This is a genomic window from Alteromonas sp. ABD4_190 (genome assembly GCF_056160105.1).
Map to the genome: position 1 here is coordinate 893,774 of NZ_JBSWWN010000001.1, position 13,157 is coordinate 906,930.

The window sequence follows — 13,157 nt, forward strand, 5'->3', positions numbered from 1 at the left end:
CCGTAGCCGCGAATGAACTAAAAAGTCACGATTTCATCATCAATAAGATGACCTACAGACTGACTCTGCTCAGCATCGACAAATGCGCTATCAATCGCGCTAAAGCGCGCCGTAGTAACTTTTCGATAATTCGGGTGTGTATAAATATAAGTTTGCTCTGACTGAAGCGCCTCTATCACGCGCTCAGCTAGCACAGAGGCATCGATTCCCGACTCTACAGCTTTAGTGGCTGCTTGAGCGCCTGCTTTGAGTTTCTCTTTATCAATGCGTTTTTCAGCGGCTACTGCGTATTTTTGTTGCCTATTTCTATACGACTCGTGAATGCGGGTTTTCACAAATGCTGGACACAATACAGAAGTATGGATTTCAAAAGGTTTCAGTTCTGGTACCCAGCTTTCTGTCATAGAGACAACCGCAGCCTTTGATGCGCAATAAGCCCCCGCATACGGCATTCCCATCATTCCTGCCATCGACGCCACGTTTAGCACCCAGCCTCCTTCTCCGTGCTCTTTAATAGCTGGCACGCATGCTTGTGCGCCATAGAGTACGCCCATAACGTTAACGTCCATAACCCAGCGCCAGGTCTCATGCTCCGAATCTTCAACTTTCCCCGGCGTACCGCCAACACCAGCATTATTGATGACCATATGAACCCTGCCAAACTTCTCTTTGGCATTAGCTACGATATCTTCCCACTGTGCGTAATCGGTAACATCAAGGGCACAGGTTAGTACGTCAAAACCTTTCTCTCGTAAATCATTACCCGACTCTGTCAAAGCTACGTTATCAATATCGCCCATGACGATATTCATACCCTGCCTTGCCAATGCCTCTGCCAGCGCTAACCCTATGCCGCCAGCGGCGCCAGAAATAATAGCAGTCTTACCCTTAAATTCGTTAGACATCTTACTCTCCTGTTATTGTTATTGCGCCGCGGGCCCTTAGGAAAAGCCATTTCAATGAGGAATTAGAAATCGCCTATCTCACTCAATTAGCGCTTATCTACACACCTAGATTAGGGGTAACAGGAGGGGGAAAATACTTTATTTGGCTAATTTGGATAGCTTCATGAAATTAATAAGGCAGGTTAAAAATAGTAGAGGGGCAAACACAAAAGGACAGTGACTAACCCTGCCCTTTGCTTGAATAGACTATCTCTTGCCCGTGGTCAGTTCGTTTACTTCGCCGGCATAACATAAACCTCGCGAACACAGGCTGACTCTTCTGCGCTTAGGGCAAATAATACCGATTTTGCGATATCCGCTGGCTGAAGTTTATCTTCCTTGGGCTCGTCAAAAAATGGCGTGTTTACCATGCCGGGGCAGATTGTAGTGCATCGACCGCCCCACTCACGCATTTCCTCAGCAAGATTTTGACCAAAGCCGTAGGCGAACCACTTGCTAGCACCGTAAACAGAACCCTTAAGGGCTATTCTGCCGGCAACAGAGCTAGTGATAATAAAATGCCCCTTCGTTTTTCGAAGAAAAGGTAAACTTGCTTTAGCGGTATAAAGTAGACCGTTGACGTTAGCGCCTAACATCCCGTCCCAGTCTTCTACATCACCTTTTTCAATACCAGCCGCTTTGGCGCCACGCCCAGCGTTGGCAAATACGCCATCTAGACGACCAAAGTGCTTATGTGCTTGCTCAAATGCGCGGTTCACTTGGTCGAAGTTGCTCACATCAGCCTTAATAGCGCGTGCATTGTCTTCGCCCAATTCGTTAACTAACTCGGTTAACTTATCTTCACTTCGCGCGATAAGCGCAACTTTGTAACCTTTATCAACTAGCTGCTTTGCTGTTTCTTTGCCTATACCGCTAGAAGCACCGGTAATCGCAATAACCTTGTCGCTCGGTGTAGAATCTGACATATCATCTCCCATTTTTAACTCATAGAAATTATCGTAAGTCTGCTTCTCTCACAGCTTCGCAATGTGAAGAGAAGCTAAAGTTTGGAAAGACACTATGCAATCATCTTACTAATTTGATCGACAAAGGCTGGGATATCGTCAGGATTTCGGCTTGTAACCAACTTATCATCGGTTACCACTTCTTTATCTACCCAATTCGCACCTGCGTTTTTCAAATCCGTTTGAATACTAGGGAATGAAGTAAGTGTTGCACCTTTCGCTAAACCCGATTCCACTAATAGCCACGGGCCGTGACAAATGGCGCCTACGGCTTTGATGCTGTCAGTACAGTTTGCTTCCTTTATAAAGTTTACCGCATCTTCGTTAGTACGAAGTACGTCTGGGTTTATCTGACCGCCGGGAAGTACAAGCGCGTCGTAATCGCTAAGTTTTGCCGACTTAACTTGCAAATCAACCTTAATGTTTTTACCCCAATCGTCTTCATCCCATGCTTTAATAGAGGTTTGATCTTCAATGGATAAAATATCTACCTGTGCACCACGCTCAGTAAGCATCTCTTTAGGCTGAACCAGCTCACTTTGCTCAAAACCATTGGTTGCCAAAATGGCAATTTTTTTACCCTGAAGATTTTGCATGTTGCTCATACTAGTTACTCCTTTTGAACGTTCTATCGAATTTCCGAAGCCCTACAGACGCTAGAACGATTATCTAGGGCTACGCTTATCAATTTGGTAAAAAGTTGACTGCAAATTACAAACCACCATCTCCAACAACACGTAACCCATTATTTAAATTCATTTTTTTCATTAATGTTCAAATTGAGCTTTATTGAAGGCTTTATCAATTATTCGCACGCTCCATGAATGATTTACAGATCTTATTAAGCCGTCTTCTTCATTTTGATGTATACAAGAATACGAACGCGTACTTATCGAAAAGATTCGAGGAACCATGAGAAAGGGACGATTCACGCACGCAAAATCTGCATTCGAGCTTTCACTAAAAAGCTGGTGGAGCATAGTAAAGCGTATATTCACCAGCCTTCAAAAAGACAATATTCCCCTTATTGCTGCGGGTGTTGCTTTCTACTGTTTACTTGCGATATTCCCTTTACTCGGTGCAACTATCGCCCTATACGGTCTTATGGTTTCACCAGAAGAATTACAAACCCATATGTCGTTACTTGTTAACGTAGTGCCAGCCGATAGCCGGTATATTATTGAAGAGCAGCTTACCAATTTGACCGAAAAATCAAGCTCGGCCCTCGGCTGGGGCTTTTTATTTACCCTTTTGCTCTCACTTTGGAGCAGTAGCAAAGGCGCTAATGCACTTATAAAAGCCTGTAATATCACGTACAGTGAATCGGAAGGGCGAGGATTTTTAAGAGGGATACTGGCTCGTGTGACCTGCACGATATTCATGATCTTAACTGTAATAGTCGCCTTAGCCTGCATTACCATTTTACCAGAAGCGATAGTCTGGATAACGGCAAAGTCTATTAGCGTAGAGCAAGCTACATGGATAACCTGGCCCATCATGCTTGGCTTGTTCAATCTAGCTTTGTCAGCGTTGTACCGCTATGCGCCACACCGCCGTGAAGCCCAATGGCGTTGGGTGACACCAGGTTCACTGTTCGCCACCATACTATGGCTAGTAGCATCCTATGCGTTTTCTTTCTACCTGAATGAGTTTGCAAGTTATAACAAAACCTATGGCTCTGTGGGCGGCATTATCATCTTACTCATGTGGCTGTATATAAGTGCCTACATCATCCTTATCGGTGCAGAGGTCAATTCGGCAATAGAGCTTCAAACAACAGCCGATAGTACCAAAGGCGAAGACAAGCCTATGGGCGAAAGGAATGCTTTTGTAGCTGACCATACTCCAGATGACGTGAAACATTAGCGGTTACAAATCAAGCATGGCGCGGTAAGATTAAAGGCTAATTTTACGGAAAAATAAGTGAGTCGCGTTATCAGCGCAACTTAAAAACTATACTTCTATTCAGTTAAATTCAGTCAGCGTTTTGTATACCTTTTCTCTTACCCAATGTTGGGTAAATTCATAAAAGGAATTATACAATGCAAGAATTAAGTTTTACTGATATCGAGAATGTTTCCGGCGGCTGTGAAGAGCACTGCTGGGGTGATTTTAGTTGGGGAGGCTTTTGGGCCTCAGTAGGAGCTGGCGCCATAGGTGGAGCTGCTGCTGGCTTGGGCGGCGCTGCATTGGGCGGCTTATCTAGCGGTTTAGGTTACGCTGGTGGCAAAATAGGCGACAAAATGTCAGAACGCACTACTGAAACTGACGAATAAAAAACGGAGGCTTTTTGCCTCCTCTTCAAGGAACTTCTTAATGAATATCTCAGTCCTGCAAATAGTTAAATACATTGCTTATATGCTCTCAATTATTGTTTTAACCGTTTTTTCGCTTAACACTGCCACACATTATTTCAGTTTCAATGGACGTACAGAAATAGTCGTGACATCAATAGTTGTTTTCATTATTTCACTGCTTTGTACTATCGTAGCGAAAAAGCTAAATGTCTTCCCTTCCCCTACAATTAAGCGCTAGCCTGAAAACAACTGCATCTGTATGTAACGTGTTTTTTGGCTAACGCTTTCTAAACGTGGGTAGTTTTTCGCTGCTATTTTTCGCAGCTTTTTCGCTAGAGCAGTTCATTTGAAGTTAACGTGTTTAAATGTTGTGCTTCGCGAATGCACTGAACGGTAAGTGGGAAACACACTTTCGCCATTTTTCTTCACCACCTCGCCATAATAACTGTTCATAATTCGCCCTATTCTGGGCGTTTAATAATAAGCATCGTCACTTAAAGCGAGCTTATTCAATGCTATTTACCAAAACACCCAAGCGTGACTACATTACCCCTAGTCGCACACATAGGCCCTTGTTTCGCGAGCGGCAACACGCGCCAAAGTCTCGCAGCCATACCATGTTAATACTTATTTCATTTCTGTGTTTCTTGCTTGGTGTGGCGGTAAGCCCATTAAGTCGCGCAGAGTCAGGTGAGCTCATGATGCAGAGCAAGGGTGGAGAACCGTCACCCGCCTTATTACACTCTACTCACGTTGAGCTGCAAGTTAACGGCATGATTGCTCACGTCACCTATTCTCAAACGTTTACCAATGATAGCGATGAATGGAAACATGGTGTGTATACCTTTCCGCTTAATGAAAACGCGGCGATAAATAGTATGGAAATGCTTATTGGCGATAGAGTTATCGTCGGGAAAATAAAGCCGAAAGCTCAAGCTAAAGAAGCGTTTGATGCAGCAAAAAAAGCGGGAAAGAAAGCCAGCTTAACGCAACAACAGCGCCCGAACTTATTCACTCAACATTTAGCAAATATAGCTCCACATGAACAGATCACAGTTAAGTTACAGTACATACAGCAGGTTGCGTATGATAATGGAGAGTTTAGCTTCCACCTTCCTACCACCCTTACTCCTCGCTATATCCCTGGCATTCCTACAAGAAACTTAAGCGATGCCGATTTAAATGAACATGCTTACCCTGGCAACACTGGCGCAAACAATCACAAAGAAGAAAATTTCAATGACGCGTCCAGCGACGACGCTGAAAGTAGAAGAAAGCGAGCCCCGCAAAGCACAGATCATGGCAGCAGTCGTTTAACGAGCAATAACACATTTGTTTCAGGCTGGGCGCTACCCACAAATGAAGTCAGTGACGCCGATAAAATAACACCGTTTATGGCGCCAGCTCAGCCCGATAGTAATACGAATCAGCTTTCTTTTAATGCAACAATAAACGCGGGAGTGCCGCTTGATTCTATCAATAGCACAGGCCATCAACTTAACTGGCATGCTATTGAAAACGCTAAATATCAATACCGCGCTTGGATTGATGATAAACACGTAACCATGAATAAAGATGTGTGGTTGCGGTGGCGCCCATCGAAGGACGCTACTCCACAAGCAGCCTATTTCGCTGAAGATATAGATTCAGATCACTATGCGCTAGTTATGCTAACACCACCTCAAGTTAACCCTGACGATCTTCAAGACTTTCCGCGCGACATTACTTTTATCATAGATACATCGGGTTCGATGGGCGGACGTCCGATTAAAGATGCCAAAGCCGCGTTGAAGCTAGCGATTGAAAGACTTGGCGCAAAGGACAGGTTCAATATTGTGGCATTCAATTCAAGCTACACAAAACTATTCAGTCAACCTGCCAATACTAAGCCACATAATATAAAAACGGCCCTATCTTTTATCTCTGAGCTACACGCAAACGGTGGGACCGAAATGGCGGGCGCCCTTTTAGAAGCGCTAAGCGCACAGCCAAAAGAAAACTACATTAAACAGGTTGTATTTATCACTGATGGCGCCGTCGGAAATGAAGCTGCACTCTTTTCAATGATTCAACAACAGCTAGGTAGCGCAAGGCTTTTTACGGTAGGAATTGGCAGCGCACCTAACAGCTATTTTATGACCCGCGCAGCACAATTCGGTCGGGGTAGTTACGTGTTTATCAACAACCCAAATAACATTCAAAAAGAAATGCAGCGCTTGTTTAGCAAGCTAGAGAGCCCAGTGTTAAGCAATCTTTCTTTAACTCTACCTAAGAATATGCGGCATAGAGATGACATTGAAGTTTATCCAAAACGACTGCCTGATTTGTACGCTGGCGAGCCACTGCTCATTAATTTAAAAGTGCCCGATTATACCCACGAAAAGCGTAATAATGGTAATGAAAAGGATGAACACAACGAAGACAACAGCCTATTACTAAGCGGTACGTTAACCGACAAAGAGGGCAATACCCATCAGTGGCAACGCAGTATACAAGCTCGTTATTTAGCAGCTGAGCGTAATAACAACGTAAGCGATAATTCGGCTAATGCTAAACCATCACACTCAACTCAACGCAATGGTATCGCTACCGCATGGGCACGTAAAAAAATTGCGGCGCTAATGGATGAAAAGGCTCTTGGTAGAGAAGAAAACGAGGTTAAAAACGACATTATTAACGTAGCCCTAGCCCACAATCTAATTACGGCATATACCAGCTTTGTTGCTATTGAAGAGGTAGTATCAAGACCTGAATCGGCAAACGTTCAATCACAAAACATAAAAAACCTAATGCCGCAGGGTACACAAATGCGTACCGTTAGCTATCCGCAAACTTCTGCAGGAATTAACTTTTACCTCGCTATTGGTGCGTTTTCACTCCTCTTTTTGGTACTGCTTTACACGAGGGAAACTCAAGGTTTTCTTTTAAGGCAATGCCGTATTTTTATAAAAGACGAAAGAGTAACGCACAATGGTTAAGCTCAAAATACTTATAAGTGTGTTGCTTATTGCAGCTGTAACCTTTGGGTTTGGCAATGTTGCGTGGATATCGATAAAAGCAGAGTTAGCCCAAGTACTGATTGAAAAAGCTTGGGCAGAAACCTTACAAACGGGCGCTGAAGTTAAGCCGTGGCAATGGGCAGACACGTGGCCCGTCGGGCGGTTAGTACATCCCAAAAGCGATACCGACTTATATATTCTAGAAGGTGCCCAGGGTAATGCGTTGGCCTTTGGCCCAGGAAGACATATCAATGCTGGAGAGCTGGCCAGTGAAACCAGCGTTATTGGAGGCCACAAAGACACCCATTTCGCCTTTCTTGAAAAGGTGAATATTGGTGATGCGCTACAACTTCAAACGTCTGATGGGATATGGCACCCCTATCGAATTTTAGCCAAGCGCATTGTTGATATAAAAAACCAAACGCTGAATGTTCAGCTCAATCAAAAAAGACTGTATTTAGTCACCTGTTACCCATTTCATACCATCGCCCAAGACAACCATTTAAGGCTAGTTGTCGAGCTCAAGCCTTCATAAAACTGAAGTTGTGGGGTCAGTGTCGTTACTCTGACCCCACTTTCTTTACGAGTGCGGCTTTCTCACTTTCGCTTAAAAACGCTATTTCTAAGGCGTTTTTCTGCGCTTGTTTAATATGAGAAGCAGTCAAGCCCGCTTGCTTGGCCGCGATATCAAATTCATGATCTAGCTCTATACCTTGAACGGCTGGATCGTCGGTATTTAGGCAGGCTAATATGCCGTGTTCTAAAAAGGTTTTTAACGGGTGTTCTGGCAATGAAGTTACCGTGTTTGTGAGTATGTTACTGGTTAAACAACTTTCTATGCCAATGCGCTTATCGCGCAAATAGTCCATAAGCTTACTATCATGAATGGCATTAACACCGTGCCCTATTCGCATAGCACCTAAGTCATTGATAGCCTGCCATATACTCTGAGGGCCCACCGCCTCACCCGCGTGCACTGTGATAGCTAACTCTTCACGCTGCACTTGTTTAAAGTGCTCTACGAACAAGTCACCAGGAAAGCCTTTTTCATCGCCCGCTAAATCGATAGCAGTAATATGGGTTTTGCATGCCAGTATTGCATCTAACTCCTGCTGACACGCTTTTGCGCCATAAGAGCGCGACAATATACCTATCAAGTTAACCTTAACATCGTACTCTTCGACTGCGCTTTTTACACCATCTATAACCGCTTCAACCACACCTTGTGTAGGCAAACCGTGGCTTTCTGCCATAAAGTAAGGGCTAAAGCGCAGCTCTGCGTAATCGATGCCCTGCTTTGCCGCATCCTCAACGTTTTCAATAGCCACACGTCTACAAGCATCAAGATTACCTAAAACCTTAACGCCCCATGTTAGCTTATTTAAAAATGACAACAAATCCGGCGCGATTTTCATTACTTGAACATGTGGTCGCAGCTCCTCTATCGAGTTAGCGGGCAGATTAATATTAAACTGCTGCCCAAGCTCAAGAATAGTTTGCGGGCGCACATTACCATCTAGGTGGCGGTGTAAATCTAGAAGCGGAAGTGTGTTATTAATCATGGGAATACGATTTGAATAAAAGCACTCTCAAGTATAACACCTACCGCATTAAACCTCGCTTTCTGCCCGAAAATAACTTTTTTATAGCGGGACAAAACTGTACTTTTTTTGAAACGAAATTTGTTTTAAGTTTCACCTATCGTGTCGACGCCATACTTGTCGATGCTTCTTTGCAGTTTTTCAAAGCTACATTCTCCCATTTTTTGATGTGGGCTTTTTACATAAACTGTTTTCAACTTAAGACTAACCAGTCATCTCCCCTTATAACTTAAATAACAGGAGCACAGTTATGTGCGGAAAGTGTATAGAAGGCTGCTATTTAGCAGGCTGGCGTAATGGTGCGTATTCATTCGAACACATGCAAGAAGACCCCGAGTTTATGGGACTAGATGTGATGTCCGCCCATGGGTTTGTCGAAATAGTTTGTTCGCCAGGTACGTCAATTGAAGATATAAAAGCGCTCGGCCTAAATTCATCGCCAATGATGGCATGGGCAGGATATGTTTATTCGACAAGTTCGCCCCACGCTTCTGTCAATTTGGCCTGCTATGACTGTTACCTAGAAAGCCAAAAAGCGAAACGTTGTTCAACAGACAGCGAATGGGTAGAGCTTAATGCTCGCTACCCAATAGTTGCGCTATTTTTAGATAACTTAACGTTGCAGCACATCGGAAACTATTCGGATTCAGCTCTTCTAAATGAGATAGAATCGTTACTGCTTGCCATTCATGGCGATGGCTATTACACCTTTGAATTTGTGACGTCGATGTTTGCTGCTGAAGGCGTGTTCCCGATAGTTGAATTAAGTAAACACGCTAAGCCTTGTTTATTTGTCGAGCACGCACTAGAGATCTTTTTACTTACCGAACACCTATTGCACTACCGACCGTTAAGTTGGGCGCTTCAAGCGGCACTCAGCGTTGACCTAACGTGCGATTTTGACAGCTACCACATGTCATGGCGCCGCTATACGGCAAATCGCGTTTTACAAAATTTGAATATTGACGATATGAAAACGTTGGGAGGTACACTAGCGCTCAATACTATTCACGCGGTCTGTCAGCGCAATGTAAAAAATAAACCGCTGCTTAAAGCACTATTGAACGTAGTAAAAGACTGTAAGGGCGATACCTACATTGCCCCTAAAAAACTAGCATCGCAAATCGCAACTCTACTTGCCGTTTAAGTGCTGGCGACTTTTTAAGTGGTGGTGGCGATAGCTTATCAAGGCTCAAGGACTGCGCCTTGATAAGGCTTGCACAAGTCATTACATCTCTTTTTTAAGGGTTTTCGCTACCGCTAATACCAATTCTGCCGAAGGGCGAACTTTGTAGTCTGGGTTCACATAACTAAATAAAACCTTCCCTTTTTTATCTAGCAAAAAAATAAACGCGTACTTACATGTGATATAGGCCTCTTAGCTACAGCAGGCAACGCATTTTACTGGTAATATAGCGTCAAAATTTGCTGTAGCGTTTGTTCGCATGGCACACGAGTTTTTTCGAAAGCCTTAATAAACACAAAGCAGGGACACCATGGCTCTTAAAGCGACCATTTTTAAAGCTGACATATCAATTACAGATATGGATCGTAACTACTACAACGATCACAACCTTACTATTGCCCGGCATCCATCTGAAAATGACGAGCGCATGATGCTCCGCATTATCGCCTTTATTGTTAATGCTCACGAGCGTTTGGAGTTTACCAAAGGGCTCTCTGATGACGACGTGCCTGATTTGTGGCAGAAGAGCTTTAGCGATGAAGTCGAGTTGTGGATTGAGTTAGGTCAACCGTCAGAACAGCGCATCAAAAAGGGCTGTAATCAAAGTCAACAGATGATGATTTATTCATACGCTGACAATAGCTTTGATGCCTGGTGGAAGAAAGAGCAAAACAAGTTACAGACAAGAAAAAACCTATCAGTTTTTACTTTGCCAGAGCCGCTAGCTGCTACGTTGGCGAAAGCAGTTCATCGCTCTATGCAAATACAGGTTACCATTCAAGACGGGCAAGTTTGGTTAACCATTGAAGGTGCCGACGTGACCGAAAGCGTTGAAGTAGCTATCGAGAAACACCTGTAATGAAAAAGCTCTCTGCCGTTCAGCTTAAACAACAAGCACTGGTTTTCAGTGTAGCCGATAGCTTGGAAGCACAAGGAATTGAAGAACTTGAAGGTATGCAACAATGCTGGTTCGACGTTCAATATCATCAATTCCCCGGCTCTTTACTGCTAAGATTTCAATTCGAAAGTGAAGAGACGCTATCACGGGCCGAGCCTGAATTAAAAAAATGGCAGCGAAGGTTAAGCGCAGCGCTACTTAAAAAAGGTGTAGTGTTGAAAGACATGCGTCGACATCTTGTATTCACTACGCAAGGTCCAGAAGATTAACGCGCGTAGTGCATCACAAAACCACGTCTTGCGATGCACACATATTCTATAAATCGCATAAATTTTGTTATAAACCTTTCATTTTTCCGCATAAAGTCTACTTACACTTTACTAGATAAGTAGGCTAGACTGGATTAGTTGAATATTCAGCTTGCCAAATATTGATATTAAATGGCTAGTACCACTTAGCCTTATGCTGCATGTTCGAACACCATGTTGATCGGTTATAAAAATAGCCACTATCCCAGTAAAAGGAGCTTCATAATGAAAACTAAAGCAATGGCGTTAGCACTACTACTGTCTTTAATGGGCTGTACAGAATCTAGCGAAGAAACAAAAAGCGAAGTAAGCAAAGAGATGGAAAAGGCAGGCGAGACAACTTCTGAAGCCTATGAAGAGGCGAAAAAAGGCGCGGCAGATTCTTGGGATGAAACCAAAGACGCAACATCTGATGCCTTTGATGACGGTAAGAAAATGGCTTCTGATGCCTATGAAGATGGCAAAGAGATGGCTTCAGACGCATATGAAGACGGCAAAGATATGGCCTCTGACGCGTATGACGCAACTGCAGAAAAAGCAGGTGAGTTTAAAGATGCAGCAGCGAAGAAAGCACATGAAGCTTGCGTGAAAATGAAAGAGCAAATGGGCGGCGACGTTAGCGAGTGCGACGATTAAGTTAACCGCGCTATAAAAAATAGAGAGCGAGCCTTCGGGTTCGCTTTTTTGTTTGCGTTTGATAAAACAGGTGTTTTTAATTAAGGCTATTCACACCCCGCTAAAATCACAGAATCGGACGTTATCGTTAAGGGGGCAACCCTTAATAAGGTATTAATGCCTAAAATATTATTGCCTTTCGGAAGCACAGCGACCTCCACCGGCCCAACTTCACAAGTGTTACCAATGCGAACAGAATTTAACTGATACTGAGATATCTTGACGATCTTTCCGTTCGCCATTCTTGCGGCCGAGGTTCGCGTGGCAAGCAGCTTTTGGTTGCGTGTTAAAGCATCAAAGGTGGCTTGATTTAAGGTCAGCAGGCTTGAACCCGTATCCAATAAAAATGAGGCATTCACATTCGATTCCAAGGTTGCCTCTAAATAAAGCGTGCCGCCTTTGCTTTGGGAAAGTGGAATACTTTGTTCTATCGCCGACACTGTCGATGCAAAAGCGAATAATAAAGCTGATAGCGCCAAAGACGGCGCCTTAAATTTTAACTTCACCGCAAGTGTACCTTGTGCCGTTTCTTAATAGGTATTAGGTAACAGCAAGATAAAGACCAAAGGGTAAGTGATTGATTTAGCCAGCAGTCTTTAAAACCACGTAGCGCTATGGCACCACAACGGTGCATTCACTCATTTTTCCTGCACTATGATTAATCACCCAATGTCCATCGTGAACCGTTATCGCTTTATTCCTCGCGATCTTCTTGATTGTTAAAATTTTCTATAAGCAGTTAAGTGATAGTAAATGGCTATCACCAATCGCCATTGTTTAGAACTTTTTTGGTCATACAATAGACTAAAGTAGCAATTCAATGAGAGGACACAACATGAAATTACGCTATGTATTGGGTTCGTTAATTACCGCTGTTTCACTTGGCTTTTCTGCAAATGCAGCACAGGCAATGTCCGCATCAAGCGATGAAACAGTTGATGTGCAAGTTGTTGATTATTCAGGTAAGCCACCGTTTAAACGCAAAATCGTAAGCTTGTCGATTAACGATGTTGCACAACTAGAGTCGGTAGGACAAGACGCCATCGAGTATGTAGAAGTGAAAGACGTCATTATGCGCGGCAAGCCCCCATTTCGTAGAGTGACAAAAATGATGCCGGTTTACGACGTAGCTCAACTTGAGGTACTCGAAGAGCAAGCTGACACACAAAAACGAGGCACGCGCCCGCCGTTCAAGCGTAACTAATCGTTGCTTGCAACTTCCAACCGATTGCACCAAAGCGATTCACTTTTGCCTGAGTGAATCGCTTTTTTATTGTGCATACA

The 13,157-nt window shown here is 43.7% G+C and carries 14 protein-coding genes; 9 read left to right on the forward strand and 5 right to left on the reverse strand.

The features are described from left to right. Window positions 1-17: 17 nt before the first annotated feature. The 3 genes from ACXAFM_RS03980 to ACXAFM_RS03990 all read right to left on the reverse strand — a co-directional run bounded on the left by ACXAFM_RS03980 (window position 18) and on the right by ACXAFM_RS03990 (window position 2,514). Window positions 18-905 (reverse strand): SDR family NAD(P)-dependent oxidoreductase, encoded by an 888-nt coding sequence (locus ACXAFM_RS03980; protein WP_474827114.1) that lies wholly within the window; start codon window positions 903-905, stop codon window positions 18-20. A 272-nt stretch (window positions 906-1,177) separates the two neighbouring features. Further along, window positions 1,178-1,870 carry an SDR family oxidoreductase gene (locus ACXAFM_RS03985; RefSeq protein ID WP_474827116.1) on the reverse strand — a complete coding sequence of 231 codons (693 nt, stop codon included), beginning with the start codon at window positions 1,868-1,870 and terminating at the stop codon, window positions 1,178-1,180. A 92-nt stretch (window positions 1,871-1,962) separates the two neighbouring features. Continuing rightward, window positions 1,963-2,514 carry a type 1 glutamine amidotransferase domain-containing protein gene (locus tag ACXAFM_RS03990; protein ID WP_474827117.1) on the reverse strand — a complete coding sequence of 184 codons (552 nt, stop codon included), beginning with the start codon at window positions 2,512-2,514 and terminating at the stop codon, window positions 1,963-1,965. A gap of 307 nt (window positions 2,515-2,821) precedes the next feature. Between ACXAFM_RS03990 and ACXAFM_RS03995 the strand changes: the two genes are divergently transcribed. The 4 genes from ACXAFM_RS03995 to ACXAFM_RS04010 all read left to right on the forward strand — a co-directional run bounded on the left by ACXAFM_RS03995 (window position 2,822) and on the right by ACXAFM_RS04010 (window position 7,740). Then, window positions 2,822-3,775: a YihY/virulence factor BrkB family protein gene (locus ACXAFM_RS03995; protein WP_474827119.1), complete on the forward strand. Its 954-nt coding sequence runs from the start codon at window positions 2,822-2,824 to the stop codon at window positions 3,773-3,775. A 176-nt stretch (window positions 3,776-3,951) separates the two neighbouring features. Then, complete coding sequence (locus ACXAFM_RS04000; protein WP_474827121.1) at window positions 3,952-4,185, forward strand: hypothetical protein; 234 nt, start codon at window positions 3,952-3,954, stop codon at window positions 4,183-4,185. 638 nt (window positions 4,186-4,823) lie between these two features. After that, window positions 4,824-7,184 carry a marine proteobacterial sortase target protein gene (locus ACXAFM_RS04005; protein WP_474833463.1) on the forward strand — a complete coding sequence of 787 codons (2,361 nt, stop codon included), beginning with the start codon at window positions 4,824-4,826 and terminating at the stop codon, window positions 7,182-7,184. Further along, the gene (locus ACXAFM_RS04010; RefSeq protein ID WP_474833465.1) at window positions 7,177-7,740 is read left to right on the forward strand and encodes a class GN sortase; all 564 of its coding nucleotides are present in this window, start codon (window positions 7,177-7,179) and stop codon (window positions 7,738-7,740) included. The genes ACXAFM_RS04005 and ACXAFM_RS04010 overlap by 8 nt, the downstream gene beginning before the upstream one ends. A gap of 25 nt (window positions 7,741-7,765) precedes the next feature. On the opposite strand, the gene add is transcribed toward ACXAFM_RS04010, so the two are convergent. Beyond that, complete coding sequence (add, locus tag ACXAFM_RS04015) at window positions 7,766-8,767, reverse strand: adenosine deaminase (protein WP_474833468.1); 1,002 nt, start codon at window positions 8,765-8,767, stop codon at window positions 7,766-7,768. A 289-nt stretch (window positions 8,768-9,056) separates the two neighbouring features. On the opposite strand from add, the gene ACXAFM_RS04020 reads away from it, so the two are divergent. From ACXAFM_RS04020 to ACXAFM_RS04035, 4 genes are all read left to right on the forward strand, one after another. Next, entirely contained in the window at window positions 9,057-9,953 is an 897-nt protein-coding gene (locus ACXAFM_RS04020) for a hypothetical protein (RefSeq protein WP_474827129.1), read from the forward strand. Between the two features lie 349 nt (window positions 9,954-10,302). Further along, entirely contained in the window at window positions 10,303-10,851 is a 549-nt protein-coding gene (locus ACXAFM_RS04025) for a YaeQ family protein (protein ID WP_474827131.1), read from the forward strand. Further along, window positions 10,851-11,159, forward strand: coding sequence for a hypothetical protein (locus ACXAFM_RS04030; RefSeq protein ID WP_474827133.1), 309 nt, complete (start codon window positions 10,851-10,853; stop codon window positions 11,157-11,159). Before ACXAFM_RS04025 ends, ACXAFM_RS04030 begins: the two co-directional genes overlap by 1 nt. 264 nt (window positions 11,160-11,423) lie before the next feature. Beyond that, complete coding sequence (locus tag ACXAFM_RS04035; RefSeq protein WP_474827134.1) at window positions 11,424-11,834, forward strand: hypothetical protein; 411 nt, start codon at window positions 11,424-11,426, stop codon at window positions 11,832-11,834. Window positions 11,835-11,920: 86 nt separating this feature from the next. Here the strand turns inward: ACXAFM_RS04035 and ACXAFM_RS04040 are convergent, their stop codons facing one another. After that, the gene (locus ACXAFM_RS04040) at window positions 11,921-12,379 is read right to left on the reverse strand and encodes a retropepsin-like aspartic protease family protein (RefSeq protein ID WP_474827136.1); all 459 of its coding nucleotides are present in this window, start codon (window positions 12,377-12,379) and stop codon (window positions 11,921-11,923) included. Window positions 12,380-12,708: 329 nt separating this feature from the next. On the opposite strand from ACXAFM_RS04040, the gene ACXAFM_RS04045 reads away from it, so the two are divergent. Next, the gene (locus ACXAFM_RS04045) at window positions 12,709-13,077 is read left to right on the forward strand and encodes a hypothetical protein (RefSeq protein WP_474827138.1); all 369 of its coding nucleotides are present in this window, start codon (window positions 12,709-12,711) and stop codon (window positions 13,075-13,077) included. The last annotated feature ends 80 nt before the right edge of the window (window positions 13,078-13,157 follow it).

Excerpts from the sequence above, each read along its gene's own strand:
- ACXAFM_RS04045 (WP_474827138.1), top strand. The coding sequence starts at position 12,709 with ATGAAATTACGCTATGTATTGGGTTCGTTAATTACCGCTGTTTCACTT.
- ACXAFM_RS03995 (WP_474827119.1), top strand. The coding sequence starts at position 2,822 with ATGAGAAAGGGACGATTCACGCACGCAAAATCTGCATTCGAGCTTTCA.
- ACXAFM_RS04025 (WP_474827131.1), top strand. The coding sequence starts at position 10,303 with ATGGCTCTTAAAGCGACCATTTTTAAAGCTGACATATCAATTACAGAT.
- ACXAFM_RS04035 (WP_474827134.1), top strand. The coding sequence starts at position 11,424 with ATGAAAACTAAAGCAATGGCGTTAGCACTACTACTGTCTTTAATGGGC.
- ACXAFM_RS04005 (WP_474833463.1), top strand. The coding sequence starts at position 4,824 with ATGTTAATACTTATTTCATTTCTGTGTTTCTTGCTTGGTGTGGCGGTA.
- ACXAFM_RS04030 (WP_474827133.1), top strand. The coding sequence starts at position 10,851 with ATGAAAAAGCTCTCTGCCGTTCAGCTTAAACAACAAGCACTGGTTTTC.
- ACXAFM_RS03990 (WP_474827117.1), bottom strand. The coding sequence starts at position 2,514 with ATGAGCAACATGCAAAATCTTCAGGGTAAAAAAATTGCCATTTTGGCA.
- ACXAFM_RS04000 (WP_474827121.1), top strand. The coding sequence starts at position 3,952 with ATGCAAGAATTAAGTTTTACTGATATCGAGAATGTTTCCGGCGGCTGT.
- ACXAFM_RS03980 (WP_474827114.1), bottom strand. The coding sequence starts at position 905 with ATGTCTAACGAATTTAAGGGTAAGACTGCTATTATTTCTGGCGCCGCT.
- ACXAFM_RS04010 (WP_474833465.1), top strand. The coding sequence starts at position 7,177 with ATGGTTAAGCTCAAAATACTTATAAGTGTGTTGCTTATTGCAGCTGTA.
- add (WP_474833468.1), bottom strand. The coding sequence starts at position 8,767 with ATGATTAATAACACACTTCCGCTTCTAGATTTACACCGCCACCTAGAT.
- ACXAFM_RS04020 (WP_474827129.1), top strand. The coding sequence starts at position 9,057 with ATGTGCGGAAAGTGTATAGAAGGCTGCTATTTAGCAGGCTGGCGTAAT.
- ACXAFM_RS03985 (WP_474827116.1), bottom strand. The coding sequence starts at position 1,870 with ATGTCAGATTCTACACCGAGCGACAAGGTTATTGCGATTACCGGTGCT.